This is a genomic window from Bacillus sp. ILBB4 (genome assembly GCF_035064545.1).
Classification (GTDB): Bacteria; Bacillota; Bacilli; order Bacillales; family Bacillaceae_H; genus Priestia.
This window is the reverse complement of sequence record NZ_JAIQVD010000003.1, coordinates 298,781-319,822: the sequence shown is the minus strand read 5'-3', so window position 1 is coordinate 319,822 and position 21,042 is coordinate 298,781. Positions and strand designations below refer to the sequence as shown.

Annotated in this window: 29 protein-coding genes and 1 pseudogene; 19 read left to right on the top strand and 11 right to left on the bottom strand. The window is 40.1% G+C overall.

Annotated features, from left to right (window positions below; all coding sequences use genetic code 11):
* The first annotated feature begins 104 nt into the window (after positions 1 to 104).
* Both LAV82_RS13700 and LAV82_RS13695 read left to right on the top strand, forming a co-directional pair.
* Positions 105 to 584: an RrF2 family transcriptional regulator gene (locus LAV82_RS13700; RefSeq protein ID WP_013057917.1), complete on the top strand. Its 480-nt coding sequence runs from the start codon at positions 105 to 107 to the stop codon at positions 582 to 584.
* Positions 585 to 602: 18 nt separating this feature from the next.
* Positions 603 to 986: a nuclear transport factor 2 family protein gene (locus tag LAV82_RS13695; RefSeq protein ID WP_013057918.1), complete on the top strand. Its 384-nt coding sequence runs from the start codon at positions 603 to 605 to the stop codon at positions 984 to 986.
* Positions 987 to 1,024: 38 nt separating this feature from the next.
* Here the strand turns inward: LAV82_RS13695 and LAV82_RS13690 are convergent, their stop codons facing one another.
* The gene (locus LAV82_RS13690; RefSeq protein ID WP_499716273.1) at positions 1,025 to 1,849 is read right to left on the bottom strand and encodes an SPL family radical SAM protein; all 825 of its coding nucleotides are present in this window, start codon (positions 1,847 to 1,849) and stop codon (positions 1,025 to 1,027) included.
* A 436-nt stretch (positions 1,850 to 2,285) separates the two neighbouring features.
* Here LAV82_RS13690 and gvpA point away from each other — a divergent pair, with 436 nt between their 5' ends.
* The 10 genes from gvpA (at position 2,286) to LAV82_RS13640 (ending at position 6,417) form a co-directional block, all read left to right on the top strand.
* Positions 2,286 to 2,564, top strand: a complete 279-nt coding sequence (gene gvpA / locus LAV82_RS13685) for a gas vesicle structural protein GvpA (RefSeq protein WP_499716272.1) — start codon at positions 2,286 to 2,288, stop codon at positions 2,562 to 2,564.
* 23 nt (positions 2,565 to 2,587) lie between these two features.
* On the top strand, positions 2,588 to 2,851 hold the full coding sequence (locus LAV82_RS13680; RefSeq protein WP_013057922.1) for a gas vesicle protein GvpO: 264 nt from the start codon (positions 2,588 to 2,590) through the stop codon (positions 2,849 to 2,851).
* A gap of 23 nt (positions 2,852 to 2,874) precedes the next feature.
* Entirely contained in the window at positions 2,875 to 3,645 is a 771-nt protein-coding gene (locus LAV82_RS13675; RefSeq protein WP_013057923.1) for a GvpL/GvpF family gas vesicle protein, read from the top strand.
* Positions 3,642 to 3,899 carry a gas vesicle protein GvpG gene (locus tag LAV82_RS13670; RefSeq protein ID WP_014459264.1) on the top strand — a complete coding sequence of 86 codons (258 nt, stop codon included), beginning with the start codon at positions 3,642 to 3,644 and terminating at the stop codon, positions 3,897 to 3,899. Before LAV82_RS13675 ends, LAV82_RS13670 begins: the two co-directional genes overlap by 4 nt.
* A gap of 9 nt (positions 3,900 to 3,908) precedes the next feature.
* Positions 3,909 to 4,733, top strand: a complete 825-nt coding sequence (locus LAV82_RS13665; RefSeq protein WP_029322887.1) for a GvpL/GvpF family gas vesicle protein — start codon at positions 3,909 to 3,911, stop codon at positions 4,731 to 4,733.
* Positions 4,730 to 4,981: a gas vesicle protein gene (locus LAV82_RS13660; protein ID WP_013057926.1), complete on the top strand. Its 252-nt coding sequence runs from the start codon at positions 4,730 to 4,732 to the stop codon at positions 4,979 to 4,981. Before LAV82_RS13665 ends, LAV82_RS13660 begins: the two co-directional genes overlap by 4 nt.
* The gene (locus tag LAV82_RS13655) at positions 4,971 to 5,255 is read left to right on the top strand and encodes a gas vesicle protein K (RefSeq protein WP_013057927.1); all 285 of its coding nucleotides are present in this window, start codon (positions 4,971 to 4,973) and stop codon (positions 5,253 to 5,255) included. The genes LAV82_RS13660 and LAV82_RS13655 overlap by 11 nt, the downstream gene beginning before the upstream one ends.
* A gap of 14 nt (positions 5,256 to 5,269) precedes the next feature.
* On the top strand, positions 5,270 to 5,587 hold the full coding sequence (locus LAV82_RS13650; protein ID WP_013057928.1) for a gas vesicle protein: 318 nt from the start codon (positions 5,270 to 5,272) through the stop codon (positions 5,585 to 5,587).
* Between the two features lie 32 nt (positions 5,588 to 5,619).
* A complete protein-coding gene (locus tag LAV82_RS13645; protein ID WP_013057929.1) occupies positions 5,620 to 5,748 on the top strand; it encodes a hypothetical protein in 129 nt (42 codons plus the stop codon).
* 144 nt (positions 5,749 to 5,892) lie between these two features.
* Positions 5,893 to 6,417, top strand: a complete 525-nt coding sequence (locus LAV82_RS13640; protein ID WP_499716271.1) for a hypothetical protein — start codon at positions 5,893 to 5,895, stop codon at positions 6,415 to 6,417.
* Positions 6,418 to 6,558: 141 nt separating this feature from the next.
* Here the strand turns inward: LAV82_RS13640 and LAV82_RS13635 are convergent, their stop codons facing one another.
* Together LAV82_RS13635 and LAV82_RS13630 are read right to left on the bottom strand one after the other, a co-directional pair.
* On the bottom strand, positions 6,559 to 6,999 hold the full coding sequence (locus LAV82_RS13635; RefSeq protein ID WP_116514158.1) for a cell wall hydrolase: 441 nt from the start codon (positions 6,997 to 6,999) through the stop codon (positions 6,559 to 6,561).
* A 131-nt stretch (positions 7,000 to 7,130) separates the two neighbouring features.
* Entirely contained in the window at positions 7,131 to 7,649 is a 519-nt protein-coding gene (locus LAV82_RS13630; protein WP_499716270.1) for a dihydrofolate reductase family protein, read from the bottom strand.
* 90 nt (positions 7,650 to 7,739) lie between these two features.
* Here LAV82_RS13630 and LAV82_RS13625 point away from each other — a divergent pair, with 90 nt between their 5' ends.
* Complete coding sequence (locus LAV82_RS13625; RefSeq protein WP_274589160.1) at positions 7,740 to 8,699, top strand: helix-turn-helix transcriptional regulator; 960 nt, start codon at positions 7,740 to 7,742, stop codon at positions 8,697 to 8,699.
* Here LAV82_RS13625 and LAV82_RS13620 read toward each other — a convergent pair.
* The 3 genes and pseudogenes from LAV82_RS13620 to LAV82_RS13610 all read right to left on the bottom strand — a co-directional run.
* Positions 8,602 to 8,850, bottom strand: a pseudogene (locus tag LAV82_RS13620) (hypothetical protein); the annotation flags it as partial. The gene LAV82_RS13625 and the pseudogene LAV82_RS13620 overlap by 98 nt on opposite strands.
* Positions 8,851 to 8,988: 138 nt before the next feature.
* Positions 8,989 to 12,138 carry a bifunctional cytochrome P450/NADPH--P450 reductase gene (locus LAV82_RS13615; protein WP_499716269.1) on the bottom strand — a complete coding sequence of 1,050 codons (3,150 nt, stop codon included), beginning with the start codon at positions 12,136 to 12,138 and terminating at the stop codon, positions 8,989 to 8,991.
* 26 nt (positions 12,139 to 12,164) lie between these two features.
* Positions 12,165 to 12,743, bottom strand: a complete 579-nt coding sequence (locus tag LAV82_RS13610; protein WP_029322896.1) for a TetR/AcrR family transcriptional regulator — start codon at positions 12,741 to 12,743, stop codon at positions 12,165 to 12,167.
* Between the two features lie 303 nt (positions 12,744 to 13,046).
* Between LAV82_RS13610 and LAV82_RS13605 the strand changes: the two genes are divergently transcribed.
* Positions 13,047 to 13,415, top strand: coding sequence for a nuclear transport factor 2 family protein (locus tag LAV82_RS13605; RefSeq protein ID WP_013057936.1), 369 nt, complete (start codon positions 13,047 to 13,049; stop codon positions 13,413 to 13,415).
* Positions 13,416 to 13,485: 70 nt separating this feature from the next.
* Here the strand turns inward: LAV82_RS13605 and cotJC are convergent, their stop codons facing one another.
* Genes cotJC through LAV82_RS13590 form a run of 3 tightly spaced genes read right to left on the bottom strand, consistent with a single transcriptional unit; the run spans position 13,486 to position 14,582 of the window.
* Positions 13,486 to 14,055, bottom strand: a complete 570-nt coding sequence (gene cotJC, locus LAV82_RS13600) for a spore coat protein CotJC (RefSeq protein ID WP_013057937.1) — start codon at positions 14,053 to 14,055, stop codon at positions 13,486 to 13,488.
* A 21-nt stretch (positions 14,056 to 14,076) separates the two neighbouring features.
* Positions 14,077 to 14,337, bottom strand: coding sequence for a spore coat protein CotJB (locus tag LAV82_RS13595; protein ID WP_211077812.1), 261 nt, complete (start codon positions 14,335 to 14,337; stop codon positions 14,077 to 14,079).
* A complete protein-coding gene (locus LAV82_RS13590) occupies positions 14,334 to 14,582 on the bottom strand; it encodes a spore coat associated protein CotJA (RefSeq protein WP_013057939.1) in 249 nt (82 codons plus the stop codon). Before LAV82_RS13590 ends, LAV82_RS13595 begins: the two co-directional genes overlap by 4 nt.
* A 202-nt stretch (positions 14,583 to 14,784) precedes the next feature.
* Between LAV82_RS13590 and LAV82_RS13585 the strand changes: the two genes are divergently transcribed.
* Entirely contained in the window at positions 14,785 to 15,147 is a 363-nt protein-coding gene (locus tag LAV82_RS13585; RefSeq protein ID WP_013057940.1) for a hypothetical protein, read from the top strand.
* 52 nt (positions 15,148 to 15,199) lie between these two features.
* Here the strand turns inward: LAV82_RS13585 and LAV82_RS13580 are convergent, their stop codons facing one another.
* Positions 15,200 to 15,829 (bottom strand): LysE family translocator, encoded by a 630-nt coding sequence (locus LAV82_RS13580; protein ID WP_029322899.1) that lies wholly within the window; start codon positions 15,827 to 15,829, stop codon positions 15,200 to 15,202.
* 27 nt (positions 15,830 to 15,856) lie between these two features.
* Entirely contained in the window at positions 15,857 to 16,690 is an 834-nt protein-coding gene (locus LAV82_RS13575; RefSeq protein ID WP_211077810.1) for an AraC family ligand binding domain-containing protein, read from the bottom strand.
* A gap of 223 nt (positions 16,691 to 16,913) precedes the next feature.
* Here LAV82_RS13575 and LAV82_RS13570 point away from each other — a divergent pair, with 223 nt between their 5' ends.
* From LAV82_RS13570 to LAV82_RS13555, 4 genes are all read left to right on the top strand, one after another.
* Positions 16,914 to 17,735: a sensor histidine kinase gene (locus LAV82_RS13570; RefSeq protein ID WP_303526693.1), complete on the top strand. Its 822-nt coding sequence runs from the start codon at positions 16,914 to 16,916 to the stop codon at positions 17,733 to 17,735.
* Positions 17,736 to 18,377 carry a response regulator gene (locus LAV82_RS13565; protein ID WP_211077808.1) on the top strand — a complete coding sequence of 214 codons (642 nt, stop codon included), beginning with the start codon at positions 17,736 to 17,738 and terminating at the stop codon, positions 18,375 to 18,377.
* Positions 18,378 to 18,554: 177 nt separating this feature from the next.
* Positions 18,555 to 19,547, top strand: a complete 993-nt coding sequence (locus tag LAV82_RS13560) for a glycerophosphodiester phosphodiesterase family protein (RefSeq protein WP_303526688.1) — start codon at positions 18,555 to 18,557, stop codon at positions 19,545 to 19,547.
* A gap of 111 nt (positions 19,548 to 19,658) precedes the next feature.
* Entirely contained in the window at positions 19,659 to 21,041 is a 1,383-nt protein-coding gene (locus tag LAV82_RS13555) for a PepSY-associated TM helix domain-containing protein (protein WP_303526686.1), read from the top strand.
* The last annotated feature ends 1 nt before the right edge of the window (position 21,042 follow it).

Sequence of the window (21,042 nt, the reverse complement as noted above, 5' to 3'; positions counted from 1 at the left end):
GCATATTAAGTAAATGCTTTACTTTTTGATTCATAAGCGTTATGATGCGTACAACTTGGATAATTATTATCCACGTTGTACACATATAGCAGGAGATGATGTCTTTGCACATGAAAACAGGCGTTGAGCAATCGGTGTATGCCATTTTGCTGCTTACGTTTTTACCTGAAAAAGCTGTGTTGCCAGGAGATGTCATCAGCACTCAGCTTGGTGGTTCGCCTACGTATTTTCAAAAGCTTCTTCGCAAGCTGGTTAGCGCTGATTTACTTGCTTCCGTTCCTGGTAGCAAAGGTGGATTTCGCTTAAAGAAAACGCCGGAAGAAATTCGTATTTATGACGTATACGTAGCCATTGAAGGTAAGCAGTCTCTTTACTCATCAAGCGGTATTTTTCACGATATGCTTAACTTAAAAGACAAAGATATTTGCTTATTATCCGATTTAATGGAAGAAGCCGAATCTTCGTGGCAGTCTATCTTAAAACGGCAAACCATTGCTACGCTCACAAATGAAATTCACAAAAAATGTCCAAAAGAAAACCTGGACATGCTAAAAGCAACAGTAGAAGAAAAAATGGTGCTGTAGCACCCAAAGGAGATCATCATGGAAAACTTAAATAGATATTTTGATTTATTCGATCAATCACGTACAAGCGAACAAGCATTTGAAGAATTAGTGGGGCTTTTTTCAGAAGATATCGTATTTGTCTTAAACGGCCACGAAAAGCAAGGCATTGAAAACTGGAAGCTGTTTGTGAAAATGGTGTTTAAAGAAAATGCTGATATTAAGCATATGTTCGAAGGCTGGAAAGCAGTTGAAGGTACAGATAAGTTTGAAACGCCCTGGGCAGTATGCGGTAAACGTGCATCTGGCAGCGTCTTTACTCAAACGGGAAAAGATATTGCTAAGCTAGATGAAAACGGGAAAATCAGCTATTTAGAAAACGTACCTGACGATACGAACATGTTTGATACGTATAAAAACTAATATAAAAAAAAAGAAGGGTTCTTCTAGCCCTTCTTTTTTTATGGGGCAAATCCCTCTTGAGAAAGATAAATCATTGAAGAAGGATAAAATTTTTCAAAATAACGAATGGCTTTGATATGAATGTCTTTGTCATACCAGTCTAGGAAACCGTACTTCTCAAATAATTCAGGCATCCCTAGCCTTTTAGACGTTTTACCTAAGGAACCGTCTCCTAAGTACAAGGTATCAATGCAAATTCGGTCCATCATTCCTTCTATTTTTTTAGGAAATTCAGGCGTAAAAGGAAACATTGGAGCAATGGTTACTTGCGTTGAAATTCCGCTTTCTTTTACTTTTTTTAACGCGTTCATACGAAGTTTCATCCCCGGAGCATAAGGAGAAAAAATTTGTTTTACATCTTCTCGGTCCGTTTCAACAGTCATCGATACGCGAAGATCACATACTTTTTGAAGCTGTAAAAGCAAATCAATATCCCTCGTCACAAGGGGCGACCTTGTTTGAATCAATAAAAAATCAGGCGGATGATTGATCATCGTTTCTAAAAGGGCACGTGTGATGCCTGCTTTACGCTCAGCAGGCTGATAGGGATCTGTCGCTGAAGACATAAAGATGCGCACCGGCTGCTCTTTTTTTCGCAGTTTTTGTATTTCTTTTTGATAGACTTCAGCTGCGTTGACTTTAAGCTCTAGCCATGTCCCCCACTCCATCTCTTTAAAACGCTGAATTGGCAGTTCTCGCACGTAGCAAAATTTGCAGGAAAATGCACATCCGGCATACGGATTTAAACTATGAGTATAACCAGATGCCAAAAAGCCCGTCGCTTTTGTTAAAATACTTCTCGAAACCACGTCTCTTTCGTTCACCTTTCTCACCTCTTTATCCAATCAGTATATCAAGTTCACAAATGAAAAAACTACTTTCCGCATGGAAAGTAGCCCTATACACTCTCAGCTTATCAACCGTTTTTTTCTTCCTTTTCACTTGTCGTTTCAAATAAAGAAGTTAAATATGAATTTAACTCAAATTGGTCCTTTTCAATAAAATCAGATAATACCGGCTGCTCTTCTTTTCTCATCTTTCTCCACTCCTTTTGTGTTTTATGTATGTGTTTTCATTCATCAATGGATAAAAGTAATGTACTTAACTCTACCCGTATCTAAACAAAAATAATCATGGTATTTTATACTATTTTTTAATTTATGCGCGTTTTATTTGTATATTTTTAACAATATCACGCACATTAATAGCAAGATTAGCAAACGTATATATTTTACTATGCAACATGAGAGGAATTTCATCATGACGATTAACAAATCAAACGATTGTTCTAGTCTAGCTGAAGTAGTTGACCGCATCTTAGATAAAGGCGTCGTAATTGACGTATTCGCTCGTATTTCCGTTATTGGTATTGAATTAATTACCATCGAAGCTCGAATCGTTATTGCCAGTGTGGACACATGGCTGAGGTATGCTGAGGCAGTTCGGCTGCTTCATAATGAAAGAGAAGATTTTCTTTCTTCGAATAACGGCGGAAAAAAACTTGACCAGCTAAACCTTTTACAAGATTTAGATTTATAAACTCATAAAGGTGGATTTGAGAAGTGAAAGTAGCCGAAATCATGGAATCCGTGACTGATTTTTTTAAAGAACACGTTGCTCCTCCTCACCGAATTATTTCGTATGAATCGATTCAAAATGGAGGATGGAAAATAACACTTGAAGCATTTGAAGAACAGGAGTATATGAGGCGCTATGCAAAAGATGAACTGCTTGGTATCTATGAAGTGCTGGTCAATAAGCAGCATAACATTACGTCTTTTTCACGCACCAGCCTGCGCTATCGAAGCTCTCCAGCAGAGAAGTAAGCTGATTATTTTAATGGAAAGGAATGAAACAGAAATCGATGAGTGAAGAAACGGGCATTTATATTTTTTGCAGTATTCCCGCCACCGAGGCGCATACGTTTGGCAGCGTCACGATTGATCATCAGGAAAGAGCTACTTTTACCATTCATTACCGAGATGCAGCTATAGTGGCTGCTGCCTTTCCTCTTAAAATTTATCATCCTACAAAAGAGAACGTCACAGCGCACCAGCAGGTGATTTCCAAAGTAATGAATGAGCATGATTCGGTTATTCCAATCAGCTTTGGCAACGTGTTTCATAGTCAACAAGATGTTGAAATGCTGTTAGAAAACTTATATCCACAGTTCGCCTCCCTTTTCCCACAGTTAAAAGGAAAAATAGAAGTCGGACTAAAAGTAATTGGGAAACCGGACTGGCTGAAACAAAAAGTGAATCAAGATTCTTCTTTGCAGCAAGTACGAAACCCGCGTTCTGCCAGTGCTGATTTTTATAAACAAATTGCGCACGGAGAAACAGCTCAGAAATTCTTTTTAAAGCTTCAGCACGACTGTAAAAAAGAGCTGTATCAACATTTAGAACCGATAGCTGAAGCGTCGAGACTCAACCCTCCTATTGTCGAAACGATGCTTTTGAACGCTTCTTTTTTAATTGACCGAGAAAAAGAAGCAGCGTTTGATGAACGTGTAAATGACCTGTATGAAAAATGGAAGCACAAAGCCGATTTTAAATATTCCGGACCGTGGGCTGCTTATAACTTTATTAATATTCAACTAAAAGTAGAAGAGAATGTATGATTCATAAACTGCTGCTGTCTCCAGTTACGCTCATTGTAAAAGTCGGACAGAAAATCAAGGAAGAAGCGGATAAAGAACTGTATGATGTCTCTTTTATTCAGCAAAAAATCGTTCATCTTCAAATGATGTATGAGCTTGGAGAAATACCAGAAGATGCATATATGGAAAAAGAAAAAGAACTGCTGCTGAGGTATGAAGCAGCAAAAGAATATGAATTAAAAAGATGGGAATCAATGACGAAGAAACAAAAGTGAGGTTAAAAGATGGAAAAGCTCATTTATTTATATGGTCTAGTTCCAACCGAAGAAGCTAAGGAAATGCCCTTTCCTTCACTTGAAGGCATGGATCAGAACAACCCTATCTATGCTCTTTACTTTGATGACATTACCGCATTTGTATGCGACTTGCCAAGCGATGAGTATTCGGAAGAAATGCTGAAAGAAAAGATCGAGCACGATATGAAATGGCTGCAGGACAAAGCCATGCATCACCATGAGACTCTTCTTTTCTTACAAAGTCACTACACGCTTCTTCCCATGAAATTTTGTACGGTCTACAAAAGCAAGGAAAGCTGTCGAGAAAGTATTGTCAATAACAAAGAAAAAACCCTCTCTTCTCTTCAGCTTTTAAAAAGATCTGAAGAATGGAATATAAAAGTGTATGCCCATACGAATTCTTTAAAGAACTATCTGCTAACCCATAATGAAACTATCCAAGAGAAAAAAGAAGAAATAACTACGTTGCCTCCGGGCAGGCAGTTTTTCGAACGTAAAAAGATAGAAAGGCTGATTGAAGAAGAAACAGAAAAAGAACAGCTTTCGCTTTGTGATCACTTGCACAGTGAGATAAGTCCTTACGCCGCTTATCATAAAATCAAAAATAACTGGAGTCAAAAAATAACCGGCGAGAGCTACAGCATGTGCTGGAACAGCATCTACCTTCTTTCAAAGAACAATGTGGAATCGTTTCTAAAAGCCATTAGCGACAAGCAAACGTTTTACAATAAAATGGGACTGAACATTGAAGTAACGGGACCATGGCCTGCTTATCATATCGACACTCTGCGCTCGGAGAAAGATGCGGGATGACATCGCTGCGAAAACAAACGCTCGAGCAAAAAGACATCGCCCTCATTGATATATTAGATGTGATCCTCGATAAAGGAATTGCCATTAAAGGTGATTTATTGATTTCAATTGCCGGAATTGATTTAGTCTATCTTGATTTGCGGGTATTGATTTCTTCTGTAGAAACGCTGATAGGCTCTCATGATCGTCAAATCATTTCTTCTCAGCAGCTTGAACAGGAAACGGAGGCGTTGCGAAATGGAAAATAACCTCAAACGAAACGGTCGCATTGAGCTGAGTGCGGAAAATGCTGAACAAGGCCTAGCGCAGCTTGTTTTAACCGTCATTGAATTACTGCGGCAGCTCATTGAAAAACATGCGATTCGCCGAGTCGACAGCGGAAACCTGACGGACGCTCAAATCGAAGACCTGGGCGTGGCGTTGATGAAGTTAGAGAACAAAATGGAGGAGCTAAAATCAGTATTTAACTTTACAAATGAAGATTTAAATATTGATCTAGGTCCCCTAGGAAAAGTGTTATAACAAGGAGTGAAAAAATGGCGGCGGAACATAACGGGCAGCTGGGCACCATTGTGGAAGTATTGGAAAAAGTATTAGATAAAGGTCTTGTCATTGCTGGAGATATTAAAGTGCAAATTGCTGATGTTGAACTCTTAACAATAAAAATCCGGCTGCTTGTCGCTTCTATTGATAAAGCAAGAGAAATTGGCATGGACTGGTGGGAAACAGACCCTTACCTATGTTCAAAAGCAAATCAGTCTTATCAAAAACTCCAGGCGGAAAATGACAGTTTAACGCAGCAAGTGGCATCTTTAACGCAGCGAATTCAAGATGATTTGCTTTCGCTTGATTAACAGCTCACTTTATATAAGGAGGAATAACAAACATGAATCATGAACAAAAATCTACGCTGTCTCCTATTTCACAAGAGCAGCAAAGCCCCGATACTCAGCTAACGGAAAAAGAAGAGCGTATGCCGGAGTATACGCATACTTCGCTTAATCCAGACTCATAGAACGAAAAAAGAAATGCCTCGGCATTTCTTTTTTTATACTTTTACGATTTTCTTCGTTGATTAGGACATTGGAACAAATAGAGGTAAATACAATGAATACGACGAATGAGTACCATTATCTATTAATGACAAAGGAGAACGTGCATGAATAAAAAAGCAGTGGGGTTCGTTTATGCTCTTTTAACGGTGATCATTTTAAGCGCCTGCAGTACCGAAGAAGTTACGACAAATCACTCAGACCCGCAAGTTTCTGTTTCTACTACAGTTAAACCGCTGACGAAAAAAGAATTTAGTGAAGTTGAAATATCCGAATTAACAAGCCCCTCTAAACAAGATTTTCGCAAAGTGCATGTGGTTCTTACATTACGCGGTACGGATTACCTGTCGAATATTCAAGTTAAGCTGCCTAATTATAAACAAGCTTTTAATAACATGAAAGACGATCAGCAAATAAGATATTGGTTTGGCAGCGGTGCAGATGAAGAGCAAGAAAATAAAAACATCTATACAAGGGAATTTGTCCTTTATACAAAAGACTTAAACGCTCAACAAATCAAAGATATTTTAGCAACAGGTAAGATCAAGACGTCTTGGGTATTGAAGGATACAAAAACGAAGAATCAAGAGGAATTTGCTGCTGGTAAAAACATAAAATTTGAAGCAAAATGATGAATGCACCAATTACCAAAAGCCCCCTTTATTAAAAGAGGGCTTTCTCTTATTATATGAAGAACGACTACCTTGTCTCCTGCAGCTAAAGATTCGGATGTGAGGCCCAACCTTCAGAATGCAGCATATTTCCCAGGCTATCTACCCGTTATAAACGCTAGCGCATGTTCCGGGTTTTGGCTCATAGTAACAATGATTTTTGTATTGACCAGAAGCAGGTTGATCGTACCAGGTTGGAGGGCATGGAGCGGATGGGTTAAAGTACCACAGGGCATATTTCCCCGGATGTTCTCTCCAATAATCCAAATTCTTTTTGGCTAATCTTTTTTCAACACCTCTTGCTCTTTGATAAAATACATTTCCTTTTTGAACAGCTTCAAACGAATAGTTGCCACCCTGCACCTGATAAATAACTTGCGGAACGGATCTTAAATTCTTGAAATCTAAACAGTTTGCTTTCAGGCGATTGACAATGACATTTCCAACATACAGCATTCCTTGTTTTCCTTCGCCTTCAGCTTCTGCTCTCATCATTCTTGCCATTAAAGCAACGTCTGAATCTCGATAATTTACTCTTGGCATTTTCTCACCCCAAAAATATACTATGAAAAAAAGCCAGTCTTAATGTCACTGTCCCTAAAATAACAATAGCTGTATGTTAAATACACGATGAGCACACTGACACTACAGAAAGAGTTTTTATTACGAAAAGCTTATTCTTTTTCGTAATAAAGCTGAGCAATTTGCCCGTACTGCTTCATATGAGTTAGCTTCAAGTTTATTTCGGGAATTCCTCGTTTAAACAGCGGAATACCACCCCCGAGCAAAACGGGAATGACTGATATGATAAATTCATCTACCCTCTCTGCTTTTAAGAAATCAGCCAGAATATCAGCACCTCCCACTAGCCATATTTTTTTCGTATCTTGATTGAGGTTGTTGAGAAATGACGCCACGCTTTCGTTTACAAACTCTACATACTGATCTTTTCCTTGAGATGAGCGGCTAAACACGTAGCACTTTTTATCGTGATAAGGAAAATCTGATATTAGCTTTAGCACGTGGTCGTACGTAGCCTTTCCCATAACGACCGCATCACACGTTTGATAAAACGCTTCGTAGCCGTTGTCTCCCTCTCCTTGTACGCTTTCCAGCCAGTCAATCTCTCCGTTTTCTCTTGCAATATACCCGTCTAAGCTTGCCGCAATATATACGACGATTTTTTTCTTCATTCCCTTTTCTCCTTTCAACTTTACTGTTTCTGTATGATATCATCTTAATACGACAATTTTTGTCATATTAGAAGAAAAAGGTGAAAATAAATGGCTAAGTCTAGACGGCTTGTTGATATGCTCATGTTTATTAATACAAAAAGAACGTTTACGGCAAAAGAACTAGCGGAGGAATTTGGTCTTTCCGTGCGGACCGTTCAACGCTATTTACTGGACTTAAGTGAATTAGGACTGCCTCTTTACAGTGAAAAAGGACGGAGCGGCGGTTACAGAGTGCTAAAAAATCGTATTCTCCCTCCTATTTTGTTTACGGAAGAAGAAGCTATCTCTATCTTTTTTGCTTATCAGGCTCTGCAGTATTATCATGACCTTCCGTTTGATGCAGGAATTCATGCGGCTCTTCAAAAATTTTATGTGTACCTGTCTGAGGAAACAAAGAAAAAAGTAGATAAAATGAGTGCTCATATTGCGTTTTGGAATCCTAAAAGAAACCTTGACACTCCTTATTTAAAAGAGCTTTTAGAAGCAAGCCTTGCAGGAAAATATGTTGAATTTCTTTATGATTCACAGACCGGTCAAACAAGAAAACAAGTCAAACCCCTTGGCATTTATGCTCATAACGGTTTATGGTACTGCCCTGCCTATTCTTGCGATAAGCAAAAAGTATTATTATTTCGAGCGGATCGTATTCACTCGTTAAAAGTTTTAGAAAAAGACGAAAATATGTCTCTTACGTTAAAGGAATGGCTTGAAACAGAACCGGTAAACTCACAGCCGATTTCGTTAAAAGTAACCTTGACGCACGAAGGCGTTCGTCAGTGTAAAGGCGTTCCTTGGCTTGAAAATCATGTAAAGGTGGCGCGTGATGGGAATGGCTATATCGATACAATAACTGATGGAAATGAATTAAACTACATGGCTTCTTTTTTCTATACCTTAGGGGCTCATGCTTTTATTGAAGAACCTCAGGAGCTAATTGAAAAAATTTGCTGTCACGCAGAAGAAACGTTAAGACGCTATAAAAATGAAGCGGGGACAAAAGACGAATAAATGGGAGAAATGAACTCGTATAGATCGTTTTAGACACCGCGGTTGATTTCCGTGCAAGACTTCCCTTTCCGCGGGCGGCCGGTGAGCCTCCTCGTCGCTTGTGCTCCTGCGGGGTCTCACCTGTTCCGCTTTTCCTGCAGGAGTCTTCGCCTTACCCTCCAATCAACCGCTAGAAGCCACTAAATAAATGAAATCTACGTTCACTCTACCAATAAAAAAATCCGAACGACTCATCGTTCGGATCTTCCTTCAACCAACTAAACTACTTTTATCCTAGCCTCTTTTTAATTTACCCAGCCCACACGTCTTTTGCGTATCGGCCCTTTTCTTCTAGCTGCTGCAGCCATAAGCGAGCGTCTGCTTCACTCACTTGGTGAACTTCAGCATAGCTTTTCATAAGCGTTGCTTCAACGTCAGGTGCCATTTGGCTTCCGTCTCCGCAAATATAGAAGTGCGCTCCTTGGTCAAGAAGTTCAATCAATTTCTTGCCGTCTTGTTCCATCAAGTGCTGAACGTATGTTTTCGGCTGATTTGGTACGCGAGAAAAAGCGGTATGAAGCGTAATGATGCCTTCATTTTGGGCGTTTTCAAGCTCTTCTTGATACAGATAATCTTCATGAGGTGAACGGCAGCCAAAGTATAAATGCGCTTCTCCAAGCGACTGTCCTTGTTCTTTTAACTGCTTGCGAGCCTGCACAAAGCCTCTAAACGGCGCGACGCCTGTTCCCGGTCCTACCATGATAAGTGGTGTTTCAGGGCCTTTTGGCAGCGTAAATCCTGACTGCGGTGTGGAAACAAAGCACGTAATCGTATCTCCTTCTTGCAGATTGGCAAGATAGTTCGATGCAATTCCTTTGTATTCTCCGTATCCGCTCCACGCTTCTCCTGAAACAACGCTGACCGTGATGCTTGCTTGTTTTTCATCGACACGAGGTGATGAAGAAATTGAGTAATAGCGCGGACGCATGCTTGGAAGAAGTGCGATAAATTCGCTGAATTCCATTTCACACGCCGGATATTTTTCAAGCAGTTCAAGCATTGTTAAACGTTTTGCCAGCACTTGTTCTTTGTACGCCTGCTTTTCAAGCAAGGCTTCAAGCTCTACTTTATGCGGCGGGCAGACTGTTTTAGCAGCCATTGCACGAAGCTGCGTGCGCGTAACAGGATCTTGAAGCTCCACGTATTGCAGAAGCTCTTCTACTGATACTGTTTTACCGAGTGGCAAATGAGCTAATTTTTCTTCTTCAGCTTCCAAACGGATTTGCTGTGATGCATCTAGACCGAATCTTGTTGCTACACGATTTACTATTCCTTCATAGTTGCGAGGAATAACACCTAAATGATCTCCTTCTTGATAAGAAGCTTCTTTTGGAAGTTCAATTTCAAGATGACGCGTGCTTCGTGCACTGCCTGGCTTTTGAAGCTCTTTGCTTGCTACGACGTTCGCTGAAAACGCACCGTGCATTTTCGCAAGCGGCATATCCGCGGCGCTGTCGACGAATTGAAGTGAAAGTGTAGATTTATTATCTTCACTGTTTTCAATGTCGAGGTTAAAGTAAGCTGCTACATCACTCCACATATGTTCACGCCATTCTTCATATGTGCCTTCAAAGTCGTCGCTTGCATCTGCTTCACCGCGGTCAGCGATGTTTTCTGCCCCTTTAGCCGCAAGCGTTTCATCGATAAAAGCAGGCACTTTTTGATACGTTGTCGCCCAATTTTTATCGCCGCATCCAAATACGGAGTAGCGCACGCCTTTTACTTCATCAGCAGACGCTTGGTCTAACCAGTCGACAAATTGCTTTGCGTTATCAGGCGGGTGTCCGTTATAAGACGCCGTTACAATTAATACAGCTCCTTCGCGGGGAAGGTTTCCTGCGTGGGAATCAAGCGTTGCGACTTGCGGTGCGAATCCTTTGCTCATCGCAATATCAGCTAAGTCACGCGCCGTCCCTTCAGCCGTTCCCATGTTTGAACCGTATAGCACAAGAAGCGGCGTATTATGAGCGTTTTCTACGGTTTTGCGTACTTTTTTAGCAGACTGCTCAGTGCTAGGTGAAGGAATACCGCCAAGCGGGATTTTTTTCGATTTAGCTTTGACAACAAAGCCTTCAGGTTTTAACGTTAAGGTTTCTTTAATATCCAGCTCGTAGTTTGTGTGATCTTCAAAGTCAAAGTGTTTTAGCATCATACCAAGTACAAGCGTTGCTTCATGAAGAGCGAACTGCTGACCGATACACGCACGCTGACCGTTTCCAAACGGTTTAAATGCATGCTGTGGAATCGCGCTTGGGTTTTCAAAACGCTCTGGGCGAAACTCCTCTACATCGTCTCCCCAAATTGTTTTATCACGGTGAAGCTGAGGAATCAGAACCATCAGTTCATCACCTTTTTCTAAAGGATACTCTCCTCCAAGCACCGTATCTTCTTTTGCATATAGGGAAAACGCAGGAGCCGTTGGCCATAAGCGCAGCGCTTCATTTAAGACCATGCCCACATATTTAAGCTGTTTGACTTGTTTGTAGCTTGGCACAGGATCTACTAAAACTCGTGCTGCTTCTTCTGCTGCTTTTTGTAATACATGTGGATTTTTCACTAAGAAATACAGCGCAAATGATAAAAGACCGCTTGTTGTTTCGTGTCCCGCAATTAAGAACGTAATAATTTGATAGCGAATGTTCTCGTCATCAAGCGGCTCACCTGTTTCTGGATCTTTTCCGTTTAGCATATGCGTTAACAAATCATCGCTTTGTTCACCGCTTGCTTTGCGGTCTGCAATAATTTTATCTACTAGGTCGTTCATCACTTTGATATCTTCTTGAAACTGGCGCTTATTTTCATCGTAAGCTGGATCATCTGGATTTGCTCGCTGCAACTTGTTCATTGCTTCATCTAGTGCACGAACCATACTTGTAATAAACGGATGCGGCTGATCTCGGTAAAAGCTGTTAAAGCGATAGTTGAAGCCGCAAAGACCGATTGTATCAAGCGTTAAACGCGTCATATCTTCCGGTACTTCAATATGCTCATCTGTATTTAGACGCTCCCACTTTTGAATAAGCTGCACAGCGATATCTACCATCATCGCATGATAGCCTTTCATTGCTTGCTGGCTGAAGCTTGGAAGCAAGATGTTATGGGCTTTTTTCCAGTTTTTTTCGTGGGTCCAGCTTGTAAATAAACCGTCTCCTGCAAAATCACGCACAAATTTAAGCGCTTGACTTAAGTTTTTATCAAAGCGTGATTCATCGCATGCTTCTTTGATTAGACGCTGACTCGATAAGTAGCGCGTCACGCGGCCAGGCGCTTCAAATTTAAAGATTTCTCCTAATTCATCCGCAATTTTCATCAAAGTTTGAATCGGTTTATCTGTGTTTAATAACGGTAAGTTTTTAAGCTCTCCAAATGTTTTTGGCTGAGGCATTTCTTTAATTGGCATCGTATCCCTCTTTCACTTGTTAAGTTTCAAGATTGTCTGCTAAGTGCTGCCCACAGACTCTCTTCTACACCGGTAAGAAGTTCATCAGTTAAAGATAAATAGTTATTTTCAATCATTTCATATACTTCCATGAAACTTCCAAATAAAATAGCAATTAGCGCATTTTCAGGAAGATTTCTAATCACACCTTGCTTTTGTCCTTCTCTGAAGAACGTGCAAACAAATTCCACCAGCTTTTGATATGCTAAGCGGCTCTCTTCCGTTAAAAAAGCTCCTTGGCTATGAGTCTTAATAAATCCAAGAGCACGAGGATGGTTTTTAGTAAATGTCACCATACCTTCAAAGATATGATGAAACCCATCTCGGTATCCATCTCTTTCGTTTGCCAGACCGCTTTCAATACACTGTAAAAACTCGTTCACATGCTGCTGAAATAATTCATTTACAAGACTTTCTTTATTTTTAAAGTAGCGATAAATTGTTCCTGCTCCTACTTTGGCATTCTCTGCAATCATTGGCATCGTTGTTGCATCAAATCCTCTTTCTGCAAACAGCAGAAGCGAAGCAGAAAAAATCGCTTTTTGTTTTGTTGGAGTAGATTCCACTTTATCACCTCTTTTCAAAAACGGAATGAACGTTCATTCCGCTACAATTACAAGTATAAAAAACTGCATCTTAATAGTAAAAAGATAACTGAAAAAGTGGAAAGAAAAGGTTCTTTCATTCTAATTTTATACCATTTAAAGGTAATTAACCGAGTCTTTCAGAATCTTTTGTGCTTACAGAAAATTAGTCCACTTATCCCCTCTTTTAACATAAATTAACACATTTTATCAAGAGCAGAAGTTTAAAGGAAAAGCAACGTGGAAATAGAAAAGAGTTACACAAGGCGTAAAGGAGGATAAAAAATGAACCAAGCAAGAGTTATAGAATACGAAGAAATGCTTCGTTCAGCCATGCTTTCTAATAACGTAGAGCTATTAGAAGAATTACTTTCAGATGAGCTTATTTTTGTGAATCACCTTGGGCAATGGGTGTCAAAAGAGCAAGATATAAATGCTCATCGTTCAAAAAGTCTTGATATAGCGGGCATCGAAGTGTTGGAACAAGAAATTAAACTGTTTCAAGAACTTGCCGTTACCGTTACAAAAATAGCGTTAAATGGGTCGCTGGCAACCGGTGAATCGATCGGAGGCGAATACAGCTATACGCGAGTTTGGAAAGATGTTGAAGGGAAATTAAAGGTTGTTTCTTGTCACTGCAGTTCTAGCGTATAATCAACGCAGTCACAACAAAAAACATCCCTCCTTTCGTTTGCATTCGCCAAGGGGGATGTTTTTTTACTAGTTAAAAGACTTTCTTTCTGTCTCTGTCATCTTTTAAAATCTCCACGGCCTCACGGAACCGCTGTGAGTGAACAATCTCTCTTTCTCGTAAAAATCTTAAGCTGTCGTTTAAATCAGGATCATCTGATATATCAATTAACCATTGATATGTAGCTCTTGCTTTTTCTTCTGCAGCTATGTCTTCATAAAGATCTGCGATCGGATCTCCTTTTGCCTGTATATAAGTAGCTGTAAACGGAACCCCAGCAGCATTATTGTAATAAAGTGCACTATCATGGTTCACATAGTGTTCTGCTAATCCCGCTGCCTTCAGCTGCTCCGGCGTTGCATCCTTTGTTAACTTATAAATCATCGTAGCAATCATTTCAAGATGAGCAAACTCTTCTGTCCCGATATCGTTTAGTAATCCAACAACTTTATCGGGAATCGTATAGCGCTGATTCAAATAACGAAGTGCTGCTGCAAGCTCTCCGTCCGCGCCCCCGTACTGTTCCATTAAATATTTTGCAAGCGTTGGATTACACGTGCTTACTTTCACTGGATACTGCAATTTCTTTTCATACACCCACATATAGTTCCCGCCTTTACCTGCTCATATTTGCCATGGCCAAGGGCTTGTTCCCCAGCTCCAATTTCCGTCGGTATAGCTGTTTCCATACTGCTGGAGTGGCCCGTACTTTGTTTCAAAGTTTCTTTTTAACTGCATAGCCTGCTGCGCGTATTCGTTAAACTGCTGCATAGCCTGCTGGTCATTTGGATGGGTATCTAAATACAGCGTTAATTCTACCAGTGCAAAATCAATCGCCTGTATTTCTTCTAAATCCTGATAGTACTCCGGAGATAGATTTTTCATTCTTCATCCCTCTTCTTATCTTTGTATGGATTTTCATAGTAGTCCCAAAAAGCCGGCCACAGCGTTCCTTTTTTTAGCGCTTCTTTCGGTGAAAACTGCTGCAGATTCGGCGGCTGAAATCCCATGTATAATTGAGGCGGCGTAGAATAATATTTAACTCCTATCGGCCGGCACGGATCATAGATACTGTGGAAAGGTTGATAGGTCTTAACCGGTGTAAACATCTTTTTTGGATTGTTATCCATGAAAAGTCCTCCTCTAAAAACACACTCTGTTTTATCCTATTCAGCTTTTATCGAGTTCATGAAGGAATTTATTCCCGACTTAAGAACCAAACTTTTCTTCATAAAAAAGACCTATGTAAAAAACGTTATAGTTGCCCAATCCCTTTAGGCAGCTTTCTCATACTTTATAAAATAGTGATAAAAAATAGAGGTGATTAAAAAAATGGACATTAATTATATGGATTTTTATTCTTACCCAGCAAGATTTCCTGGACCTCAACTCCCGGCCGGTCCACCTAGGCCACCAGGCGGTTTACCTACACCTAACCCGCAGCAAGCTCCAACTTCCCCTCCGCCGGCATTTATTCCAGCTCAACAAACGGCAACTCCATTTGCTGTTGACCCAGGAGCCATTTCTCTTTGTCTATTCCGCAATACGTTTATATGGCTTAGAAACGGCTCTAGCTTCTGGTATTTCCCTATTTTTGTAGGACCGCGATCGGTTGCAGGATTTAGATGGAACGGACGTTTTTGGACCATTTTCGGTGTCGATACACGACAAATTGTTTCGTTTACGTGTTTTTAAACGTAAAAAAAGCCTTATTTTTCAATAAGGCTTTTTTACTTACTAACTACGATTACACTATTGTTTTTATCCCAAAACCAATCAGCAGCACTCCGCTGCATCGTTGAAAGGCTTTTTGAAACACCGGTTTTTTAAGCCATTTTTTTACGTAATCTATTACATACACCAAGATTAAAAACCACCCTACCGCTATAAGCGTCAGAATAAAGCCAAGCATAAGCAGCTGTTGATTTGTGTGTGCATCCAAGTTAATAAACTGTGGCATAAACGTAATATAAACTAATACCGTTTTAGGATTAAGAAAATTGCTAAGAGCCCCTTGCATATATGATTCTTTATAGCAGCGATTAGATGAAGACTTTACAGTTTTTGTTTCTTCTGAAATGGCCTCCAATGAGAGCGTATTTTTCGTCAGAAATATTTTGATGCCTAAGTAAAATAAGTACGCTGCCCCTATGTATTTAATCGTGTTAAACAGATACACCGACTGCGCAATAGCAACAGACAAGCCAAGCACAGCAATTAACGTCCAAAACGTGAGGCCTGTAGCCATGCCGAGTATGGTAAAACGTCCTGCTTTTGCTCCGTGATGAAGCGTATTTTTCATGATAAGAATTGTATCAGCACCAGGTATCATGGACATGACCAATGCCATCAGCATGTAAGCAGCTAAATGATCCACATTTCTTCTCTCCCTTCTAAGCTATTACTAGCATCCTGTTTTCTTTTCATTTTCAAATATTTTCATGTATTGTTTTGGTGTTAACCCAACCTGATTTTTAAAAAATCGAGTCAAATGACTTTGATCACTGAATCCCGTTAAAAACGATACGTCAATCGGCTTTTTTCCTTGCTCTAACAGTTTTTTAGCCTGATTGATTCGTATTGTTTCCAAGTAGCTGTATGGAGAGATTCCTTTTTGCTTTGTGAAAGAGCGCAGCAGCCGGTATTTACTCCATCCAATTAGCTGACTTAATTCATCCAGTGTGATCTTGTTTGTATAGTTGTCTTCCAAATAGCTGCAGATCGTTGTGATTTCATGAGACGTGTCAACGGCTGACGAAAGAAAAGAAAGATTTGAATGATCCTGCATGAGTTCTTCTAGCAAATATAAAAATAACTCTTCTTTCTTAAACTCACGTTCACCATTTAAAATTTGCAAATGAAGCTCTTTTAAACTAGAGACAGCATCACTTCTTTGCACCACGCTGCTGTTAAAACGCGGAAGACTTTCACTGCCGTTAATGTCAAAAACAGCTTTTTTCATTACTTCTGGCGTCACGTTAATACAGCGATAATCAAGCGTTTTGCCGTCTATTTGTTCACAGCTATGGACATCATACGGATTAAACAGCAGCAAATCTCCTGGGTTAATGATGTATTCTTTGCCTTGGCAAATTAAATGACGCTGGCCTTCTTCAATAAATCCAATCACATAATACTCGTGAAAATGAGCAGGAAACTTTTGCATAATTCCTTTAAAACGGTAAGCTTCAATATGTAAATCGGCGTCAACGTGCGCCGTGCGAATTTCTTTTGTCATCAATCGACCCCTCCTTGTCACATACTAAGCTTTTTAACCATACCATTCACTCGAAAATTTTTCTTGTATGATATTGCAGATAAGACTTTTTTCCATTACTTTTATCCGTTCAGCTACGGGTGGTACTAATCACTCTTAAGAGTGATTTCTCTCCTTTCCTCTAGTAATTTTCCGCTCAAATGATAAAATATAGACACATTTTATGGACGAAAGAAGGGATACCGTGAAATATAGACAAATCAAATGGCTGATTTTGCTTCTTCCAACTCTGACCATCGCGCTTTGGGAGTATGTTCGCCATACCTTTTTGCTCCCTTACATCTCAATGGATATGGGAAATGTGCTTTCTCCGCTGCTTGTCTTTTTTGTCACGCTTGTGTTTGTCCGCTATTTATTTTCTGTTTTAGAAAAAATACAAGAGGAATTAAGACAGGAAAAAGAAAAGAAAGCAGCGCTTATTGAACGTGAAAAATTAGCGAGAGAACTGCATGACGGCATTGCGCAGTCGCTGTTTCTCCTATCTGTCAAAATGAATAAATTCGGAAGAAAAAACAACTTGGAGAATGATTATGATTTTATCCGGATGAAACAAACCCTTCAGCATGTCCATGACGATACGCGCCAAGCGATTACGAACCTAAAGCACTCTCCTTCCCACTCTTCGGAAAGCTGGACAGAAAGCATTCAACAATACGTGGATGACTTAACACATACTCATTTACTAGATGTAAATTTAGATTGGAGACTGTCAGAAACAACGCTGTCGAGAAAAGAAAAAAACGAGCTGTTTGCCTGTGTGAAAGAAGCTGCTATGAACGTCATTAAACATGCAAAAACAAATAAAATCTGGATTACAGCCAGTGAAACGGCTGGCGGATGGATTTGTGAAATTACAGATTTCGGTATAGGTTTTACTTCCGAATCTCTCAAGGCCGGGCTTGGTTTACAAATTATGAAAGATCGTGCTAAAGATATGAACTGGGACTTTTCTATTCAGCGAAAACAGAACCAAACGACTGTTAGTATTAAAAAGGAGGTTACGTAAATGCAGCCGTTTCGTATTTTGATTGTAGATGATCATGCTCATGCGAGAGAAGGCATTCGCGATATTTTAGAAGAATATGAAGATTTTATTATTGTTGGCGAAGGAACCAACGGGCAAGAAGCCATTGAACTGACCGAAAAATTAATGCCCGATATTGTGTTAATGGATATTGGAATGCCTGTTATGAACGGTTTAGAAGCAACTAAACAAATTAAGTTTCGGTTTCCATACGTTAAAATTGTGGTCATCACGGTTTCAGACGATATTACGGATTTATTTGATGCGCTGAAAAAAGGCGCACAGGGCTATTTGTTAAAAAACCTGCAGTCTGAAGTGTGGTACGACTATTTGCGTGCGTTCGCTTTAGATGAAGTTCCTATGTCAAAAGAAATTGCGTTTCAAATTTTAAAAGAGTTTCCTCAGGAAACGTCCATTACAAAACCCGACACTCCCCTTTCTGCACGAGAGCTTGAAGTGCTTCAATTAGTGGCTAAAGGACTGTCAAACCGCGATATCTCCGCGCATTTATTTATTTCTGAACATACGGTAAAAAGCCATTTAAAAAACATTTTAAGCAAGCTTCATTTAGAAAATCGCGTGCAGCTGACAAGCTATGCGTTTCAAAATGGCTTAATGAACTAACAGCTTTCACGAGCTGTTTTTTTGTGTCTTGGTAGATGTGAAACATTTTATTTTTTTATAAATTATCTGAAAACTATCATGAAGTTATTACCGTCTGAATATTGAAAATAATACCGGATTCTTATAGGATTTTTTTAGAAGTAAGAATTAACATGTAATAACTACCTGGGGGATGCTATGAATTTTTTAAGAGCGCTTTTTAAACGAAAATCTGTATGGTTTATTTTGATAGGAATCGCTGTTTTTGTATACATAAACAATAGCTCTTTATTGACAAAAAGAAGCGGACAGCCTCTCCTTCTCGCTCATAGAGGTGTAGCTCAAACGTTTAATATAAAAGGCATTCAAAACGACACGTGTACAGCGGAACTCATCTACAAACCTGAGCATTCTTTTTTAGAAAATACAATTCCTTCTATAAAAGAAGCCTTTAAAGACGGAGCTGACATTGTCGAGCTCGACGTTCACATTACAAAAGACAATCAGTTTGCTGTGTTCCATGATTGGACTCTTGATTGCCGGACGAACGGAACAGGCGTAACACGAGATTACACGATGGCGGAATTAAAAAAGCTTGATATTGGGTACGGCTACACAGCAGATGGAGGAAAAACGCATCCTTTTCGCGGCAAAGGAGTCAACCTTATGCCTTCTCTAGACGAAGTGATGAAATACTTTCCGCACCAATCTTTTCTTATTCACGTAAAAAGCAATGCCCCTGAAGAAGGGAAGAAACTAGCAAAGTACTTGTCACAACTCTCTAGAAAACGCTTAAAAAACATCACTGTGTACGGAGGAGATGAGCCTATTGATTCGCTGAAAAAAGCGATGCCCAATCTAAAAGTTATGTCAAAAGCAACGATGAAATCTTGTCTTATTCCATATATAGCAACCGGGTGGACCGGATACGTGCCTAAAGCATGTGAAAACACTGAACTACATATACCTGAAAAGATCGGACCTTTTCTATGGGGATGGCCAAACCGCTTTTTAAACCGCATGGATCATATCAATACCCGGACTATTATTGTAGGCGGAAACGGAAGCGAATTTTCCACTGGATTTGATTCTGTCAAAGACATAAAACGCCTTCCGGCTAATTATTCAGGGGGAATTTGGACAAATCGTATTGACCGTCTAGGTCCTTATTATGAAAAGAAAAAGAAATAAACGAAAAGCACCTTCCTCTTATAAGCCCCAACAATCACTCTCAGGAGTGATGGCTAATTCTCCCTTTCCTTCTATAATAAAAGCACGTTAGTTAGTAAAAAGGAGGAAAAAATGATGCAGGAAAAGCGAGAAGAATCAGCGAGTACAACTAAAAAAAGCACGGGGCGTTCTCAAGGCCTGTACAAAGCCATATGGCGCTGGCATTTTTATGCAGGTTTAGTGTTTACTCCGTTTCTTCTGATATTAGCTGTTACTGGCGGCATGTATTTATTCAAGCCTCAAATTGAAGAAAAACTGTACCACGACTTGTATCATGTGCAAGCTCAGTCACAGTCCGTATCTCCTTCAGCACAAGTACAGGCTGTAAAGGAAAAGTATCCAGGCGCTGACGTGTTGACGTATAAGCCCAGTGATCGCTCCACTCGTTCTTCAGAAGTAGGAATCTCATTAAAAGACCATACATATACGATTTTCGTTAATCCTCACAATGGTCACATCATAGGAAAATTAGATGATTCGAGTCGCTTAATGAATCAAATTGAAGAACTTCACGGAGAGCTAATGGCAGGAACAGCCGGTGATCGTATCGTAGAACTTGCGGCCTGCTGGGCGATTGTCTTAATTGTAACCGGTGCTTTTTTATGGTGGCCGCGCAAAAAAGACAAAATAAAAGGCGTACTGATACCTCGTTTTTCAAAAGGTAAAAACGTGCTTGCACGAGACCTTCATGCGGTACCGGCCTTTTGGATTTCAGCCGGTATGCTTTTTCTCGTACTAACAGGCCTTCCGTGGTCAGGACTGTGGGGCAATGCGTTTCAGCAAATCGCCACAAACGCAGGCGTTGGGTACCCTCCGTCTATTTGGGTAGGCAGTGCCCCTACTTCAACCGTGCAAACAAAAGATGTAGCGGACGTGCCTTGGGGAGCTGAAACGTTAGAAGTTCCAAGCTCCACAGCTCAGCAATATACAAAAGTATCGCTTGATGACATTGTAGGTATTGCAAAAGAACAGCATATTCACGATGGCTACACCATTTCCATTCCGCAAGAGCCCCAAGGTGTGTATACGCTCTCTGTTTTTTCACCAAGAGCTCAGGATGAAGCAACCATTCACCTTGATCAATATACTGGAGCTGTTTTAGCTGATTATCGGTACGGCAACTATGGATTTATGGGCAAATTGATTGCACTCGGTATTACACTTCATAAAGGCACACAGTTTGGATTTATGAATCAGCTTATGGGCCTTATTATTTGTATCGGAATTGCTGGTATCGCCATCAGCGGATCCTTACTGTGGTGGAAACGAAAACCAGCTAAAAACATAGGGGCTCCTAAAGTTCCTGAAGGAAATGCAATGCGAATCGTGACGTGTATAATCGTGGTGCTTGGTATCCTTTTTCCTTTAGTTGGACTGTCCTTAGTTATCGTGTGGCTTTTAGATTTCTTTGTCATCAAACGAATTCCAGCATTGAAGCGGTTTTTAAACGCATGAT